This window comes from Lysinibacillus sphaericus (assembly GCF_000600105.1).
GTDB lineage: Bacteria > Bacillota > Bacilli > Bacillales_A > Planococcaceae > Lysinibacillus > Lysinibacillus sphaericus.
Genome location: NZ_CP006837.1, coordinates 3,484,469 through 3,502,132, shown reverse-complemented (window position 1 = coordinate 3,502,132; position 17,664 = coordinate 3,484,469). Strand labels below are relative to the sequence as shown.

The 17,664-nt window shown below is 38.6% G+C and carries 13 protein-coding genes and 1 other annotated feature; of the genes, 6 read left to right on the top strand and 7 right to left on the bottom strand.

What is annotated here, in order from left to right:
* The first annotated feature begins 122 nt into the window (after positions 1-122).
* The 4 genes from argC to T479_RS16895 all read left to right on the top strand — a co-directional run bounded on the left by argC (position 123) and on the right by T479_RS16895 (position 4,400).
* Positions 123-1,157, top strand: a complete 1,035-nt coding sequence (argC, locus tag T479_RS16910; RefSeq protein ID WP_025220325.1) for an N-acetyl-gamma-glutamyl-phosphate reductase — start codon at positions 123-125, stop codon at positions 1,155-1,157.
* 87 nt (positions 1,158-1,244) lie between these two features.
* Entirely contained in the window at positions 1,245-2,477 is a 1,233-nt protein-coding gene (gene argJ, locus T479_RS16905) for a bifunctional glutamate N-acetyltransferase/amino-acid acetyltransferase ArgJ (RefSeq protein ID WP_025220324.1), read from the top strand.
* The gene (argB, locus tag T479_RS16900; protein ID WP_025220323.1) at positions 2,440-3,204 is read left to right on the top strand and encodes an acetylglutamate kinase; all 765 of its coding nucleotides are present in this window, start codon (positions 2,440-2,442) and stop codon (positions 3,202-3,204) included. The genes argJ and argB overlap by 38 nt, the downstream gene beginning before the upstream one ends.
* A 65-nt stretch (positions 3,205-3,269) precedes the next feature.
* Positions 3,270-4,400 carry an acetylornithine transaminase gene (locus T479_RS16895; RefSeq protein WP_025220322.1) on the top strand — a complete coding sequence of 377 codons (1,131 nt, stop codon included), beginning with the start codon at positions 3,270-3,272 and terminating at the stop codon, positions 4,398-4,400.
* A 151-nt stretch (positions 4,401-4,551) separates the two neighbouring features.
* On the opposite strand, the gene T479_RS16890 is transcribed toward T479_RS16895, so the two are convergent.
* Positions 4,552-5,433, bottom strand: coding sequence for an NAD-dependent epimerase/dehydratase family protein (locus T479_RS16890; RefSeq protein WP_025220321.1), 882 nt, complete (start codon positions 5,431-5,433; stop codon positions 4,552-4,554).
* 91 nt (positions 5,434-5,524) lie between these two features.
* Complete coding sequence (locus T479_RS16885) at positions 5,525-8,587, bottom strand: transglycosylase domain-containing protein (protein WP_025220320.1); 3,063 nt, start codon at positions 8,585-8,587, stop codon at positions 5,525-5,527.
* A 102-nt stretch (positions 8,588-8,689) separates the two neighbouring features.
* Positions 8,690-8,893: a binding site (T-box leader), on the top strand.
* Between the two features lie 71 nt (positions 8,894-8,964).
* Between T479_RS16885 and tyrS the strand changes: the two genes are divergently transcribed.
* Positions 8,965-10,233, top strand: coding sequence for a tyrosine--tRNA ligase (gene tyrS / locus T479_RS16880; protein WP_025220319.1), 1,269 nt, complete (start codon positions 8,965-8,967; stop codon positions 10,231-10,233).
* A 74-nt stretch (positions 10,234-10,307) separates the two neighbouring features.
* Here the strand turns inward: tyrS and T479_RS16875 are convergent, their stop codons facing one another.
* The 3 genes from T479_RS16875 to rpsD all read right to left on the bottom strand — a co-directional run bounded on the left by T479_RS16875 (position 10,308) and on the right by rpsD (position 13,877).
* A complete protein-coding gene (locus T479_RS16875; protein WP_025220318.1) occupies positions 10,308-11,117 on the bottom strand; it encodes a cobalamin-binding protein in 810 nt (269 codons plus the stop codon).
* A gap of 122 nt (positions 11,118-11,239) precedes the next feature.
* Positions 11,240-12,445 (bottom strand): iron-containing alcohol dehydrogenase, encoded by a 1,206-nt coding sequence (locus T479_RS16870; RefSeq protein ID WP_024363773.1) that lies wholly within the window; start codon positions 12,443-12,445, stop codon positions 11,240-11,242.
* An 829-nt stretch (positions 12,446-13,274) separates the two neighbouring features.
* On the bottom strand, positions 13,275-13,877 hold the full coding sequence (gene rpsD, locus T479_RS16865; RefSeq protein ID WP_025220317.1) for a 30S ribosomal protein S4: 603 nt from the start codon (positions 13,875-13,877) through the stop codon (positions 13,275-13,277).
* 598 nt (positions 13,878-14,475) lie between these two features.
* Between rpsD and T479_RS16860 the strand changes: the two genes are divergently transcribed.
* A complete protein-coding gene (locus T479_RS16860; RefSeq protein ID WP_227665371.1) occupies positions 14,476-16,230 on the top strand; it encodes a sensor domain-containing diguanylate cyclase in 1,755 nt (584 codons plus the stop codon).
* Between the two features lie 91 nt (positions 16,231-16,321).
* On the opposite strand, the gene T479_RS16855 is transcribed toward T479_RS16860, so the two are convergent.
* The gene (locus T479_RS16855; RefSeq protein WP_024363776.1) at positions 16,322-16,801 is read right to left on the bottom strand and encodes a free L-methionine (R)-S-oxide reductase MsrC; all 480 of its coding nucleotides are present in this window, start codon (positions 16,799-16,801) and stop codon (positions 16,322-16,324) included.
* A gap of 20 nt (positions 16,802-16,821) precedes the next feature.
* Complete coding sequence (hisJ, locus tag T479_RS16850) at positions 16,822-17,619, bottom strand: histidinol-phosphatase HisJ (protein WP_025220316.1); 798 nt, start codon at positions 17,617-17,619, stop codon at positions 16,822-16,824.
* Positions 17,620-17,664 lie beyond the last annotated feature (45 nt).

The following is a 17,664-nucleotide window of genomic DNA, read 5'->3' as shown; positions in this document are numbered from 1 at the left end:
ATTCTGTATTCCTGAAATTTATAACAGAAGATTAAGAAAATACTAGGATTAAATAAAAATTCAGTTGACTTAATATTTATGCAGACGTATACTATTTTTAACTTATTTTAGAGGTGAGTAGAATGAAAGTAGGAATTGTTGGTGCAACAGGTTATGGAGGGTTAGAATTAATTCGTTTTTTACATAATCATCCAGTGGTTGAACAGATAGATTTATTTACATCTTCTGAAGAAGGTGTCGTTTTTTCTTCGAAGTTCGGACATTTAGTAACAATTATAGATTCGCCATTGCAAAAAATAGATTATGAAGCATTATCGAAATTGGATGTCGTATTTGCAAGTACGCCTTCGGGTGTGACAAGTGAGTTATTACCACCTTTAGTTGGAAAAGGTCCGAAGTTAATTGATTTATCAGGTGATTTTCGTTTAAAGAATCCAGCAAGCTATGAACAATGGTACGGGAAAAAGGCAGCACCACTAGAAATTATTGAGCAAAGTGTTTATGGCTTAACAGAGTGGAATGCGCATAATGTCAAAAATGCCTCTCTTATTGCGAATCCAGGATGCTATCCAACAGCTGTTCTGCTGTCGTTATTACCTTTATTAAAAGCGCAATTGATCGACCCGAATTATCTCGTTATTGATGCGAAAAGTGGTATTTCTGGTGCTGGCAATAAACCATCGCAAACAACGCACTTTAGTGAAGTGAACGAAAGCTTCTCCATTTATAAAACAAATACACATCAACATATTCCAGAAATTGAGCAAGCCATTTCAATGTTTGCCAATGTGGAGACGACTATTACTTTTAATACACATTTAGTTCCAATGACACGAGGTATTTTATCGACAGCGTATGCACCAGTAATGCCTGGCATTACTGAGGAACAATTAGTGACTTGCCTACAAACAACATATGAAAAACATCCATTTGTCCGAGTGATAACAGATATGAATAGCCTTACTACAAATCGTGTGAAGGGCTCTAACTATTGTGATATTTTCGTAAAAGTTGATAGCCGTACAAATCGAGCAACCATTGTTGCAGTTATTGATAATTTAGTTAAAGGTGCTGCTGGGCAAGCGATTCAAAATATGAATGTACAATTGGATTTACCACAAACAACAGGCCTAGATGTCGTGCCATTGTTCATTTAAGTGCCAGTCACCTAAACGATTTTGAATATTTAGAATCGTTTTGGTGCCAGTCACCAGTCACTCTTGAAACTAAGGAGGAATTAGTTTATGACATTAACAGCGTCAACAAACGTTATGAAAAAATTATCAAGTAAAAACATCGTATCGCCCAAAGGGTTTAAAGCAGCGGGGTTACATTGTGGATTAAAGCATAAGAAAAAAGATTTAGCTATTTTAGTTAGTGACGTACCAGCAAGTGTAGCTGGCGTATTTACTACAAATGCGGTTCAGGCAGCACCATTAAAAGTAACGAAAGAAGTTGTTTACACAACAAAAAAAATGCAGGCAATGATTGTCAACTCTGGTAATGCGAATGCTTGTACGGGTAAGCAAGGTGTAAAGGATGCGCAAACAATGCAAGCTTTAACAGCTGAAAAGTTAGGGATTGCAGCAAATTTAGTTGGTGTGTGCTCAACGGGTGTAATTGGTGAAATTATGAATATGGAGCCAGTAGCTAGCGGGATATCGCAACTACAACCAAAAGATTGCTTAGAGAGTGCAATTGATTTTGCACAGGCCATTATGACAACTGATACTGTTATGAAAAATACAAGCTATAGCACAATCATTGATGGCAAAGAGATTATTATTGCAGGTGTAGCGAAAGGTTCGGGAATGATTGAACCTAATATGGCAACAATGCTAGGTTTTATTACAACAGATGCGAATATTGAATCGCATGTATTACAAGCAGCTTTATCAGATATTACGAACCTAACATTTAATGCCATCACAGTGGATGGCGATACATCGACAAATGATACGGTCGTCGTGATGGCAAACGGTGTAGCTGGCAATAATTCTTTAACATCAGCACACCCTGATTGGCATAACTTCTACTATACCTTAAAAACCGTGGCACAAGACTTAGCCAAAATGATTGCAAAAGATGGAGAAGGTGCAACGAAACTAATTGAGGTGGAAGTAGAAGGTGCTATTTCAGATGACGAGGCACGTAAAATCGCGAAAACAGTAGTTGGGTCGCCACTTGTCAAAACAGCTGTATTTGGTTGCGATGCGAACTGGGGACGTATTATTGCAGCGGTTGGCTATAGTGGCGCGACAGTTGACCCTGACAAAATTACCATTCAAATTGGTGGCGCAACAATGGTTGAAAACGGAGAGCCAATTGCCTTTTCAGAAGATGAATTAATCCAAATTTTAAAAATGCATGAAGTTAAAATTCACGTGTCACTTGGCATAGGTGAAGGCAAAGGGCATGCTTGGGGATGTGACTTAACGTATGACTATGTTCAAATCAATGCATCATACCGCTCGTAAACGCAAGGTGATTAAGCTAGGTGGTAGTACGCTTGAAGGCTTAAATGACGATTTTTTTGACAATTTTAAAAAGCTACAAGAGAGTGGCGTTGAACTTATTATTACACATGGCGGCGGCCCTGCTATTAATCGTGAGCTAGCTGCACGAGATATTGAATCTCATACATTAAATGGTATTCGCGTAACGAGTGAAGCAGCAATGGATGTTGTCCAGTCTACATTAATCGGGAATGTTAATCCTGCGCTAGTACACGAGTTAACAACAGCGGGGATTGAGGCAGTCGGTTTAAATGGCTTTGATGGGCAATTACTTGTAGCAGACTTTTTAGACAAGGACATATACGGCTTTGTAGGTGAGATAAAATCCGTGAACACATCGCTGTTAGAAGCATTAATTGCTGCTGGAATTGTGCCAGTCATCGCGTGTGTTGGGGCGAATCTAGAGGGTCAAGCGCTTAATATTAACGGAGACACTGTGGCGAGTGAAGTAGCTCTCGCTGTGGGAGCGGAGAGTTTACTTCTTGTTACGGATGTCTCCGGTATTCGTATTCAAGGCGACTATCAAACAGAAGTAACGCCTTCATTAATAACACAGTGGATTGAGGAAGGTCATATTTACGGTGGGATGATTCCAAAAGTGCAAGGGGCACTCGATTGTCTAAATGCAGGAATTCCATCAGTGCAGATTGTTGGAGATACATTAGTAGGTACAACGATTTTGCCGTAAGGGGAAGGGATGGACGTCATGTTGTGGAGATGACGTCCTAAAAAATAACTTGGGGAGCTGATAGAATGAGTGCTTTATTTGGAAACTATGGCAAACGTCGTGCACAAATCGTAAAAGGGCAAGGAACTGTTGTGGAAGATGCTAGTGGCAAAAAGTATTTAGATTTCACAAGCGGCATTGCTGTTGTTAGTCTTGGGCATGCACATCCTGCTATTGTCAAAGCGATTCAAGAACAAAGTGAAAAACTTTGGCATATATCGAATTTATTTGATATACCTGGGCAAGAAAAAGTTGCCCAAAAATTAGTGGCAGATACACATTTGAAGTATGCGTTTTTCTGTAATAGTGGTGCTGAAGCTAATGAAGCGGCCATCAAACTAGCACGTAAGCATACTGGAAAACATCATATCATTACTTTTGAAAAATCATTCCACGGTCGCACGTTTGGTGCAATGTCAGCAACTGGTCAAGGTAAGGTACATAATGGATTTGGACCACTTGTCGATAAATTTACAACACTTCCATTCAATGATGTAGCGGCACTTGAGGCAACCGTTGACGATTCAGTTGCAGCCATTATGCTGGAGATGATTCAAGGTGAGGGTGGTGTTAATAGTGTAACGCCTGAATTTGCAGCTGCTATCGCCAAAATTTGCGAAGACAAAGGTGTTTTATTAATTGTCGATGAGGTGCAAACTGGTATTGGAAGAACAGGGACGCGCTATGCATATGAGCAAACCGTGTTACAACCAAATATTGTGACATTAGCAAAAGGCTTAGGCGGAGGATTCCCAGTGGGAGGAATGTTAGGTACAGCAGAGTTCTATGACACATTCGGTCCTGGGACGCATGGTACAACATTTGGTGGGAATCCATTAGCAATGCATGTTGCGCAAACGGTCCTTGATTATGTATTTGAGCCAAGTTTTTTAGAAAATGTGCAAGACTTATCTTCATATTTTGTGAAGCAATTGCAAGCCAATTTACCAACAAGTTATACGGTACAAGGGCAAGGATTATTACTTGGAATCGGTTGCGGTGAAGCGGAAGTAGCGCCTTATATTACAGCAGCCGAGGAAAAGGGGTTACTACTGGTAGGCGCAGGCCCAAATGTCATTCGACTTTTACCACCGCTTACAGTGACTAAAGCAGAGATTGACGAAGCTGTACAAATTTTAAAAACAATTTTACGATAATCTATCGTTGGCTTGTAAACTACTATAGATAAAACGAAAAAAGTGTTAGGTTGACTACAATCAATCTAACACTTTTTTGCTTTGCTATCCGTTCTATGGCGGTTGTTTTCTGGAAGTTTCCTAGCGATTCACTAGCAAGTGGAGCGATATTTTATTGGAGTTGTTTCACTAATGTCGTAACAAGACTCGGAAGCCACTCGTTTAAATGGCTGAATTTAAAGCCTGCTGCTTCTGCTTTTGCATTCGACATATACCAATGTGTTGGAATGCCATAAGGTGATTGTGATGTTTCATCACCGCCAATAAGTGATACTTTGGCTTGTTTTCCTGTTTCCTGCTCAATAAGTGCAAGTAATGCCTGTAAGGAAATAGTACCTGTTGCTGTGGCGTTATACGGACCTTCAATCGGTGCAGTTCCAGCAAAATATAAAAATGCTGCTGCTTCATCGTCGGTAATATAACTCATTTTTGCTTCAATATTTGGCATGGATATTGGTTGCCCATTTAAAATGCGCTCAACATGGAAATGTAACCGACGAGTATAGTCATGCTCACCAAGGACAATTGGGAAACGGACAGCGACAACTGGAAATGTTGCTTCTTTAAAAAGGACAGCTTCTGCTTGCCGTTTGCCTTCACCGTATGTGAAATCATCTCTATCGCCCATACGAATCTCGTAGTCATACGGATTAAAATCAGTTTCAGATTTCATCTTTCCATCTGCTTCATACGTCGAGAGCGTTGAGGTAAAGACGAGCTTTTTAGTTTTATTTTGTAATATTTGCGCAATTTTCTGGGCTTCATTTGGAGAGTAACAAATATTATCGTAGACGATATCCCATGTTGTAGTAGCGAGTGCTTTTGTCAATGCTTCAACATCATTGCGATCAACCGAAAGCTGTTGAACTTGTGCTCCAAAAGGATTGCCACTTTGACCGCGAGTTAAAATCGTAACGTCATGGTTATTCTCAAGGCAAAGCTCCACCAATTTTTTACCGAAAAAGCGTGTGCCCCCTAAAACTAGAATGTTCATGTTATCTACCCCTTTGTTTAGTAGTCCTCTTAATAATGACAAAAAAATAGGCTTACTACAATTGAAATTTCAATGTAGTAAGCCTAAATGATTATTCTGTAGGTGGTTCTGTAGGTGGTGTCGTCTCTCCGTTATTTCCTCCAGTAGAGCCAGAGCCATTGTTAGAGCCGTTGCCACTAGAGCCGGAACCATTGTTACCATTAGAGCCGTTGCCACTAGAGCCAGAGCCATTGCCACTAGAGCCGTTGCCGCTAGAGCCAGAGCCATTGCCACTAGAGCCGTTGCCGTTAGAGCCAGAACCATTGCCACCAGAGCCATTATTGCCAGAACCATTGCCATTATTCCCATTGACTGGTGGAATAGGAACGTCTGGCGTCGTTGGTTGTTCGCCTTTGTCCTCTTCTTCTGGTTTTGTCTCACTACCACCTGTTGACGCAACATTTGACTGTGGTGAAGTTAAACCAGTAATATCAACTGCTACAACTACATACGCTTGTCCGCTTGCGACGGTTATACTTTGCGTTGCTTCTAGCACCGAAGTAACTAGTGTGTTACCACCATTTGTTACATTATAAATTCGATAGCCTACCACATCATTAGATGAGCTACTCCAAGATAGTGTATTGCCTGAAATGGATGCTGTTACAGCCGCTGGCGGACTACCATCTGCTGGGAAGTCGACAGCTGATACAGATGAATTTGATAGTGATGAATTTTTAGGAAGTAGGCTTGCAGGGTTCCCACCCAGTCTACCTAACATCCGTTTAATAAAGGCTTGGTTAATACCAGCACCACTAGATTTTACAAATTCTGCTGGTGTGTTTGGATGTGCATTATACGTTTTACCTTTAATTGTTACGACGCTTGATGAAGCGAGGCTATCATCAGGTCGTGACGGTAAAAATACTTTCGCGTTAAATAAATCTGAGCGTACCAATCCTGCATTTGCACAAGCGGCAGAAGGTGCTAGACCAGAAATACCACAGAATGAAGCAGTCACAACATTTTTTGGTGCCTTAAAGTTTGAAGGAGCATCAATTAATTTAGGATCTACATCATACATGGAATTCATTAAAGTACCCCATAGCTTGTTAATACGTACACTTGGTTGTAAATACGTATTATTAAAGGCATTAAGTGAGCGTTGTTTATCGTAGCCCATCCATACACCAAGTGAAACATTTGGATTATAGCCTACTAACCAGACATCATTATATTTTTGGGAAGTACCTGTTTTAGCTGCAAAATCAGAAGAGAATTTTAATGTATTTTTTGCAACTGTACCTGTTCCTTTTGTTAAAACATCTCGTAACATATCCGTTACGATATAAGAAGTCTCAGGGCTAAACACTTGTACAGGTTCAACTTTATGTTGGTAAATAAGATTTCCATCTTGGTCTTCGATTTTTTCAATCATATAAGCATCGATAAATTGACCACCGTTTGCAAAAGTTGCAAACGCATTTGTATTTTCTTCAACAGTTGTACCTATTTGTAAAGCACCAATCCCTGTTGAAGGATTTGTATAGTCTTCAGGTTTTAATTGTGAGAAGTCCATTTTTGCTAAAAATTCAGCGGGACGTCTATTTAAAATATCATAGTATAAGCGTAGCGCTGAAATGTTTGTTGAGTCAGCTAACGCTTCACGTGCTGGAATAAGACCACGCTCATCGTTCGTCAAATAGTTCGTTGGACTCCAATCGCCAATAGAGAACTTGACGTCAACTAATGGACTTCCTGCACCAATTACGCCATATTCAATGGCTGGGGCATAGACAAGTAATGGTTTCATAGTTGAACCGTTCGAGCGGTAAGCTTTAGTAGCGTGGTTTAATTGATTTATTTTAAAATCACGACCACCTAGGAAGCTTAAAATTCGACCTGTGCTATTTTCGATTAAAATACTACCAACTTGAACAGGCATTTGCACTTCGATTTCCTCACCTGTTACAGGATCTTTGCCTTTACCCGTATATGTCTGACCGTAGTATTTAAAATTATCGGCTGCTTTTTGCATAGCATCAAACATATCCTTGTTGATAGTGGAATAAATACGATAACCTTTTGAACGAATGTCTCGGTCTGCCAAAATCGAATATTTTTCTTGTAATTTTTCTTCCGTTTTTAAACGTTCTGAATCAATACCATCTTCATTGGCTAGTTTTTCAGCAATAATTTCTTTTGCTCGTTCCTCTAGCTCAAACGTTAACCATGGATAACGATCCTCTGGACGTGCTTCTGGTGTACGGAAGTCTGCTGTAATGTCATATGCGAGCGCATCTTCATACTGTTTTTCATTAATGTAGCCAGCTTCATTCATGCGGTAGAGCACCGTTTTCATACGATCGATGCCTAATTTTAATGCTTCTTCACTTTTTAGCACACCTGTATTTGTAAATGGTGTGTAAGTATACGGTGCCTGAGGAATACCAGCTATGTAAGCGGCTTGAGGAAGCGTTAAATCCTTTGCTTTCACATTAAAAATACCTTCAGCTGCTGTTTCAATACCTGCGATATTACGCCCTGTTGCATTTCGACCATAAGGAATAATATTTAAGTATGCCTCTAATATTTCTTCCTTTGTCATAAAGTGCTCTAAGCGCATGGCAAGTAGCAGTTCCTTCGCTTTTCGCTCATAGGAAACTTCATTTGTTAACACTTGGTTTTTAATAAGTTGCTGTGTTAATGTAGAGCCACCTGTCTGTGTGGCAGAGTTTGTAACGTCTTGCAGCAATCCTCGAATAACAGCTTTTGGAACAATTCCATTATGTTCACGGAAATATTCATCTTCCGTTGCGAGTACTGCATTAATTAAGTCAGGGGCTACTGCGCTAAGAGACGTTTCACGACGTTCTAAATCTGTACGCAATTTTCCCATATAAATATCGTTGGCAAAATAAATTTCACTTGTTTCCTCATAGTTGAAGATAAGGTTTCGTAACTCTTCTTTCGAACGTAAAGGTTCTTCTTGTACAAGTGAGGCAAAATAGCCGGCGCCAACAGAACCAACAAATACAGTGCCTACCAATGCAAAGACTAAAAATAGTAAAAATAAGTTCCAGACGACGCTGCCTGAAATACGTAATGTCTTCATCCATTTTTGTTCGAGAAATGCATCGATCTTTACATTGATTTTCTCAATCCAATCCTTCAAGGTATCGACCTCCTAAAATCTTGTTTATTATAGCATATAATGAATTGTCTCGAACATAGTTATTGACATTGAAACAGAATCGTATAGAATAATGCTTATAGTTTTCTAGTGATGAAGAGTTTGCAGTAGTATCTATATTCCCTGTTTAGAGAGCCAGCGGTTGGTGAAAGCTGGTCATAATGTAGAGACGAATTACGTACTTGGAGCTTAGACGTGCGCGCCTGCGATAAAGGCGGCTGAATGAAGAGGAAGATGGATGACATCTTCAAGCTGGGTGGTACCGCGTTAGCTATTAACGTCCCTGCATGCAATTTGTTGCGTGTAGGGACTTTTTTGTTTCTACACGCTAAAAGATGATAATTTAGGAGGAAGAAACAATGACAAACGAATTATTACAAGATTTAGAATGGCGTGGATTGTTGTACCAACAAACGGATGCTGAAGGTATGGCAAAACTTCTAGCAGAACAGTCTGTTTCTCTATACTGTGGGGTAGACCCAACCGCTGACTCAATGCACATCGGTCACATCGTCCCTTTATTAACGCTTCGTCGCTTCCAAAAAGCTGGCCACCGTCCAATTTTACTTGTTGGTGGAGCAACAGGAATGATCGGGGACCCTTCTGGACGCTCTGAAGAACGTCAGCTTCAAACAGTGGAGCAAATTGACAAAAACGTGCAAGCCATTCGTGGACAATTAGAGCGTATATTTGAATTTGCACAAGATGGAAATGGCGCGCAACTTGTTAATAACCGTGATTGGATTGGGGATATTAGTACAATTGAATTTTTACGTGATTACGGGAAATTAATCAATGTTAATTACATGTTAGCAAAAGATACAATTGCTTCACGTCTTGATACAGGTATCTCATTTACGGAATTTGCTTATACATTAATTCAAGGTATTGATTACAATCACTTGTACAACAATTACAATTGTCGCATTCAAGTGGGTGGTTCTGATCAGTGGGGCAATATTACAACTGGTTTAGAAGTTATTCGTAAAACACATGAAGAAGAAACAAAAGCATTTGGTATTACAATTCCGTTAGTAACAAAAGCGGATGGTACAAAATTCGGTAAAACAGCTGGTGGTGCTGTATGGTTAGATAGCAAAAAAACATCTCCGTACGAATTCTACCAATTCTGGATTAATGCTGCGGATGCGGATGTTATTAAATACTTAAAAATCTTTACGTTCTTAACACGTGAAGAGATTGAAGCATTAGCTGTGTCTGTGGAAGAGGAACCTCATTTACGTAAGGCACAAAAAGCTTTAGCGGAGGAAATGACACGCTTAATCCATGGTCAGGAAGCGCTAGACCAAGCTATTCGCATTACGGCTGCATTATTCTCTGGCGATTTAAAAGCACTTTCAGCACAGGAAATGAAGGATGCATTTAAAGATGTTCCTTCTATTGAAATGGCTAAAGAGGCAAAAAATATCGTAGATTTACTTGTGGAAGCAGGGATTTCATCTTCAAAACGTCAAGCTCGTGAAGATGTGACAAACGGTGCCATTAGCATAAACGGTGAAAAAATCACAGATTTAGAATACAACGTCGATGCAAAAGACCGTTTAGAAGATGCCTTTAGCATTGTACGTCGCGGCAAGAAAAAATACCATATGGTCAAATTTGTTTAGGTGTCAGGCACTCAAACAATTTTCACACAATTCAACCTCCCTTCGAATGGATCACTTCGAGGGAGGTTTTTGTTTTAACATTGTAAGAAATTAGGTAGAGTGATTTGCTGATAGCTTTCAGGGTGTAGCAGTTGAGCAAGTTTAAGTGCACCTTCCACTAATCGAGGGGATGGACGGCAATACAACCATTCCTCCATTACATACACCTGTTGCATTTGAACCGCTTGTAGCTCATTAGCACCTGGTCGCTTTAATAAATGAGCTGGTTTAATTCGCTCATAGGCAACACCTACCCACGCCATCAGTATATAATCTGGATTACGTCGAACAATTTCTTCCCACTCTGTTTGGACATTCGCTAACTCGAAATCATGAAATAAATTTTGGCCTCCAGCAAGTTTGCTAATTTCGGTTAACCAATTGACTTGACCAGGTGTGAAAATAGGATTTGGCCACCACTCCCAATATAAAGTAGGGTGAGTGGAAACCGTTTGTGCCACCGCTTGAAGCTGGGCAATAAATTGTAAATATTCCGTTGCAACTTTTTGGGCGTGCTCCGTTACGCCACAAGCAGCACCTAGTGTTAGAAGATCTTGCGCAATTTCGTTTAACGAGTTGGCATTAAAAACAATGTGGGGAATGTTCCTTTCCAGTAATGCCTCTATATTTTTTTCCATGCCTGGTACACTTAATGAGGCAAGTACTAAGTCGGGCTGCAATGCTTCTAATGCATCCATATCAATTGATAAATCGGGACCAAGCTTTGGTAATGCCTGCACAGATGAAGGCCAATCTGAAAAATCATCAACACCTACAAGTTGATGGGTCAATCCTAAGTAAGCAACAAGCTCTGTATTGCTTGGACAAATGGAAATTAAACGCATATGTTTCCCCCATATCTTTTTAAGAAAAGTATAGCTGTCACTAGGCACACATACAACAGGGGAATGTTTTTTTCCACAGAAAAAGGCATGCCTCAAGGAGACACGCCATTGTTTTTAATATTTTAAGACAGTGCAACCGCTTCAAGTGACTCTGTTGGTTTCCCTACAGGTCCCATTGCAGCAGTAATAATTTGTTTAATGTCCTCTAATGTTGCTTTACGAGGATTCGTTGCAGCACAAACGTCTAGCATTGCATTTTTAGCTAAAATTTCAATATCTTCATCCTTCGCACCTAACGCACGGAAGCCACTTGGGATATTTAAATCTTTTGATAATTTTTCAATGGCAGTAATTGCTTTTTCAGCAGCATCACGTTTGCTAATCCCTTCAACATTTTCACCTAATAACTCAGCGATTCGAGCAAACCGCTCAGTACGTGCTGTTAAGTTGAAGCGGCACACATGTGGCAGTAAAATCGCATTACATACACCGTGTGGTAAGTTGTAGAAGCCACCTAATTGATGAGCAATCGCATGTACATAGCCAAGTGAAGCATTATTAAATGCCATACCCGCTAAAAATTGTGCATACACCATTTGCTCACGTGCTTCTAAATCAGCACCATTTGCGTAGGCACGAGGTAAAAATTCAGGAACTAGCTGAAGTACTTTTTCAGCACATGCATCAGTAATTGGTGTTGCATTAGTCGATACAAACGATTCAATTGCATGTGTTAATGCATCTACACCAGTTGCAGCTGTTAGAGCTGGAGGTAAGCCAATCATTAACTCTGGGTCATTAATGGATACAAGTGGTGTCACATGTTTGTCAACAATCGCCATTTTTACTTTTCGAGCTGTATCCGTGATGATTGTAAAACGTGTCATTTCGCTTGCTGTACCAGCAGTTGTATTAATCGCGATTAATGGCACCAGTGGGTTTTCTGATTTGTCAACGCCTTCATAATCATGAATGCGTCCACCATTCGAAGCAATAAGTCCGATACCTTTTGCTGCATCATGTGCACTACCGCCTCCAAGCGATACGATAGAATCACAGTTTTCGGCATGATAAACAGCAATTCCATCTTCAATGTTTTGATCTGTTGGATTTGGTTCTGCTTTAGGGAAAATTGCAACATCAATTCCAGCTGCTGTGATGATGTTAGCAATTTGTTCTGAGAGACCTAACTTGTGTAAGCCCTCATCTGTTACGATTAATGTCTTCTTCACTTCTAAATCATTTAAGCGCTTACCAACTTCTTGAATTGCTCCAGGTCCAAATAAGTTTGTTTTTGGCATTACAAATTGCTTTAGAACGTCTGACATATTTCCAACCCCTTTGAAATAATTGTTATTGCTTGAATGATGGCGAACCACCTTCCGAAATCCATATTATTCTATTTTTTTTGAAAGTTCAATACGTATTTTTATTAAAATTGTTAATTTTACCACTGTTATTATTTCACAAAAAAGTAAGTTTGGAATTGAGATAGTAAAAGATAATAAGGAGTAGGAAGGTTGATTTAAATATGTTTTAAGAAATGCTATCGTATAAAAATAAAATATATTTTTTGGTATTTCGTTCTATTTTACACCTTGCTTGAATAGTAAATAACTGATATTTGATTGTTAATATATTAATAGTGTTTACGTTGTTTGGTATGGGAATAATTGTTATTTTAATGTACGGAAAAATAAGTGCTTTTTATTTAATGTAATATTTAGGATGGAACAGTAAGTAAATCTCGGTGCCAGGCACGCAAACAATTCTGATAATTCACTTCAATTTATGAAAAAACATTGAGTGGGTTGTGGGGAAGAAAGTCGCAAGTGAGAGAAATCTGACTTGCGGCTTCTTTGTATTTTTACTGCTAAACGTACATTCGGCAATTATCAGGTACAATGGGGCCTACCGTTGTATCCAGTGCTAGGTACACAAACAAAGTAATAGTTTTATAAAAACGCTGATGCGGCAACACTTATGCTATTACTGCACATGTTTAGTCAGTTAGTGCCATTGTAGTCCCAACTTGCCCCCAATTAATGTTATTTTGTGCTCGGAATTACATGAATAGATAAAAATAAGAAAAGCCCTAGAAACCTTTGCAACAAGGTTTCTAGGGCTTTTTGTGTTGCTAAATGCAACGAAGGTTTATTAACGAGAGTAGTACTCTACGATGAATGCTTCGTTGATTTCTGCAGATAGTTCAGAACGTTCTGGAAGGCGAGTGAATGTACCTTCTTTTTTATCTGCATCAAAAGTTAAGTAGTCAGGTACGAAGTTGTTTACTTCGATCGCTTCTGTAACTACAGCAAGGTTTTGAGATTTTTCACGAAGAGAAATCGTTTGACCTGGTTTAACGCTGAATGATGGGATATCAACGCGTTTGCCGTCTACTAAGATATGACCGTGGTTTACTAATTGACGAGCTCCACGACGAGTGCGAGCTAAACCTAAACGGTAAACTAAGTTGTCAAGGCGAGTTTCAAGAAGGATCATGAAGTTTTCACCGTGAACACCTTTCATTTTACCAGCGCGGTCGAATAGAGTACGGAATTGACGTTCAGTCATACCATACATATGACGAAGTTTTTGTTTTTCTTGTAGTTGTAAACCGTATTCTGATAATTTTTTACGTTGGTTCGGGCCGTGTTGACCTGGTGCGTAAGGGCGTTTTTCGATTTCTTTACCAGTACCGCTTAGTGAGATACCAAGACGACGAGATAGTTTCCAAGATGGACCTGTATAACGAGACATATTGTTGTCTCCTCCTTTAAATTTGGTTTTTTTTGTTGTAAAACAAAAACCAGTAGTACCCATTCTTATACGCATTTTATTTTCATGTATTTTCGCCTATGCAGCCATTAGGTTACACAATACACCATCTATTTTGCCACTGAGAGTTTTTGTGTAGTAATACTCAGTAAAATTGAGGAATAAAATACAGTAATAAGCTTATACCACTGCTGCGTTTATTTTACACAAACTTCATTGTAACTGCTTAGAGCGTAGACGTCAATTATTAGTATGGCTATTTTTAAAAAGAACTATAGTAGGAATTTCCTTGAGAGGAATTTAACACTAATACGAAATGGTTATTGATGCGGTAGTAAATGTAAAATGTAAAAGTAAGGTAGAATTACATAGTCAAAATGACACAAATTATGTATAATACATTATAAGTTAATAGTAATTGATTTGTACGTTATATAGAAAAGGTGATTTCATGACAGACCATTTACAAACGCTGAAATATATAAAATCTGATGTTTTGAGCATTTGGGTGAGTTCGAATGGAGGACTAGTCAGTTTTAATGAGTATTTTTATTCATTTAAACAGTGTCTAAAGAAGCACTTGAAAATTGAAAATGCGGCCTTTCTTAGTTTTGAAGGGAATAGTTTAATACCTGTAGAAGAATTGGCCTCTTTGACAATTGAAACAAAACTAAATGCTGTGTCATGGCTAATGATAGAAGCTAGCTTTTACCAACAGAAAGTAGTAAAGCTTCCCTATATATTAAAAGAAAAAACAGCCTATAATATGATGACAGATATGGTGCTTTTCCAGACGGAGGGCAAAGAGCCTATGGGTGTGTTACTTGTTGAAGCCACCGATACTTGGACGGACTTTATGACTTCGGATTACGGTGAAGAGTGTGTAGAAACGCTTACAAAAGTTTTACAAATGCTGATTGAAAATCTCGAAGTAAAGTTAAATGAAGACCAATATAGAAAACTTTATAACATGACCGATTTATTTCACTCAACAATGGATATTGATTTGATTTTAGAAAACGTTTTAAAAAATATTCGCGATAATTTTCCAGAATTCAATGTGGAACTTATATTATCTAACGATCAAGATCGCCATACGACTATCGATATAAAACTTTTTGATTATCTGTCTGAAAGACCGGCTACTATCGAAGCTTTTGTATCAGGAGAATTGACTACTGAACTAGCTGGAGACTTGAATTGTCGTTTATTAAACGCCCCTATAAAAGGGAGACAAGCTATTTATGGCATTTTGCAAGTGAGTGCACCAACCACATATCTTTTTTCAGCAACGGAAAAAGACTTTGTGCGCATGTTAGCACAAGCATCTGGAAATGCGCTAGAAAATGCAAAATTATATCATCAATCGCATCGCCTCGTAAGTGACTTACAACTCATCAATGAAACTTCGCATCGATTAAATATGCGCATTGATATTAATGAAATGTTACTTTTCCTACAAAAACAATTAATGAAGTCTTTCCAACCAATGGAAGTTTGTTTCGCTTTTAAAGATCATGCTACCTATGAAGTGACAGATGCTAGCACATCGTTATTTAAATCAGAAGAAGGTAATACGTATATTAGACATGTTGAACAACATTTTGAGCATACAAATGATCCACTCTTTATAGCAGATTTTAGCCGATTAACCCCAAATCAAATAGAATATCGTTCAATTATGGCGATTCCTATCTTAATGGAGGAAAAAATAAATGGCTTTAGTATCGTACTGCACAAAGAGCCCTATTTCTTTTCATTTGATAGCTTTAAGTTAATGCAATCTTTAATCCATCATTCTTCGTTAGCGATTGCCAACTCTATTTTACGCAATCAGCTACAAGAAATGGTTGACCGTGATCATTTAACAAAATTATATGCACGCAGTTATTTAGATCAATATGTAGAAAAATCCCTGAAAAAAGATCAATCAGGTATGTTCTTGCTTATTGATATTGACAATTTTAAACGCATCAATGACACTTACGGCCATCAAACAGGCGATAAAATTCTTGTGCAAATTGCTGTGAAATTAGAAGAAACAATAGGTGCTAGCGGTATTTGTGCTCGCTGGGGGGGAGAAGAAATGTCGGTGTATGTACCAAATGTTGGTGAGCAAGAGGCCATTGAGCTAGCTTCAACAATAGTTGAAGTCATTCCGAATGCTACTGACCCTAAAGTAACGATTTCAGCAGGTCTTATAACATGGGATCAATACTATCGACCAGCTTTTCAATCGGTTTTTCTACACGCCGATACAGCTTTATATGAAGCGAAAAACAATGGGAAAAATAGATTTTGTATCCATGATCGGACGTTACAAACAAATGCATAATAGATGGTTTACTATAAAATGCCCCGAAATGATATATTTATAATCCATTTCAGGGCATTTTTTAGTGGCTATAAGATAATATTGTGAAATATTAAATATGAAGAAGTAGTGTTTCTACAAAATGTTCTAAGCCGGTTTGATCTTCTTGTGAAAAGCGATTTTTAATAGGGCTATCAATATCAAGAACGCCAATCACCTTCTCTTGTTGAATAAGCGGAATGACAATTTCTGATTGAGAGGCAGCATCGCATGCAATATGCCCTGGAAATGCATGAACATCTTTTACGACAAGTGTCTCTTTTTTTGTTACAGCTGTTCCACACACACCGCGTCCAATTGGAATTCTCACACAAGCTGGTAAGCCTTGGAATGGTCCTAAAACTAGTTCATCCTCTTGTAAAAGGTAAAAGCCAACCCAGTTAATGTCTGTAAGAAATTGATTAAGCAAGGCAGATGCGTTACCTAAATTTGCAATGCGATCGGTTTCGCCAGTGAGTAATGCATCTAACTGTTTTGCTAATGTCTTGTATTGATCCGCAATAGATCCTTCGTAATTAATTTGTGTAAACATATGAGCACCTCGTTTAAACGTTATTTGTCTGGAAATAGAGTTTTATAATGCTGATGTAAATCGACAGCAGCATGAGCATCTGAACCGAAAACGATAGGTAAACCAATCGTTTTACTATAATCGATAAAGGCAAATGGTGGATAGGGTTCCTGACAATATGTTTTACTTAAGCCAGCACTATTTAAATCTAACTCATATCCTTTTTGCTGCATAGTAGTTAATACTTCTTGGATGCGGTCAGTGTCATCAACTGGCTGATGATGGGCTAGCTGAAATTTATGAATAAGTGTTGGATGCCCGATGCGCTTAGGTTTGTATTGTCCTAAGTCAGCTTCAATAGATTGTAGGACAGTATCATAATATAAATGATAGAGACGTTCAACAGAACCTACTTTTTGGGCAAAATTTATAAAACTTTCTGCAGAAAAATCAATGCATTCGTACGTATTTTGCCATTGTAAAAAATGAACAGATAAAATGGCATCGTCTAAAAAATGTCCATATGTATCAAGAAAATGACGTGTTTCTTGCTCGAAGCCGACAATATAGTCGATCTCTAAACCGATGCGAATGCGAACATCCTGTGCATATTGTTTTTGAAGTCGTTGTAAGTCTTCCAAATAAGGCATTAAAAAATCTGGGCGCATACCACTATCCTGTTCAGGTGTAGGATCTTGGAAATTAGAGGGTAATGGTGCATGTTCTGTAAATGTAATATCGGTAAAGTTTTCAGCAATTGCTTTTTCAATATATTGTGTAAATGAATCAGATGACCCATGTGGGCAATAGGGGCTATGGATGTGCCCGTCTCTTTTCATACATTTTACACTCCTTTAACTATTAAAATGATAAATACATATTTA

Coding starts and splice junctions, on each gene's coding strand:
- argC (WP_025220325.1), top strand. CDS start 123: ATGAAAGTAGGAATTGTTGGTGCAACAGGTTATGGAGGGTTAGAATTA.
- argJ (WP_025220324.1), top strand. CDS start 1,245: ATGACATTAACAGCGTCAACAAACGTTATGAAAAAATTATCAAGTAAA.
- argB (WP_025220323.1), top strand. CDS start 2,440: ATGACTATGTTCAAATCAATGCATCATACCGCTCGTAAACGCAAGGTG.
- T479_RS16895 (WP_025220322.1), top strand. CDS start 3,270: ATGAGTGCTTTATTTGGAAACTATGGCAAACGTCGTGCACAAATCGTA.
- T479_RS16890 (WP_025220321.1), bottom strand. CDS start 5,433: ATGAACATTCTAGTTTTAGGGGGCACACGCTTTTTCGGTAAAAAATTG.
- tyrS (WP_025220319.1), top strand. CDS start 8,965: ATGACAAACGAATTATTACAAGATTTAGAATGGCGTGGATTGTTGTAC.
- T479_RS16875 (WP_025220318.1), bottom strand. CDS start 11,117: ATGCGTTTAATTTCCATTTGTCCAAGCAATACAGAGCTTGTTGCTTAC.
- T479_RS16870 (WP_024363773.1), bottom strand. CDS start 12,445: ATGTCAGACGTTCTAAAGCAATTTGTAATGCCAAAAACAAACTTATTT.
- rpsD (WP_025220317.1), bottom strand. CDS start 13,877: ATGTCTCGTTATACAGGTCCATCTTGGAAACTATCTCGTCGTCTTGGT.
- T479_RS16855 (WP_024363776.1), bottom strand. CDS start 16,801: ATGTTTACACAAATTAATTACGAAGGATCTATTGCGGATCAATACAAG.
- hisJ (WP_025220316.1), bottom strand. CDS start 17,619: ATGAAAAGAGACGGGCACATCCATAGCCCCTATTGCCCACATGGGTCA.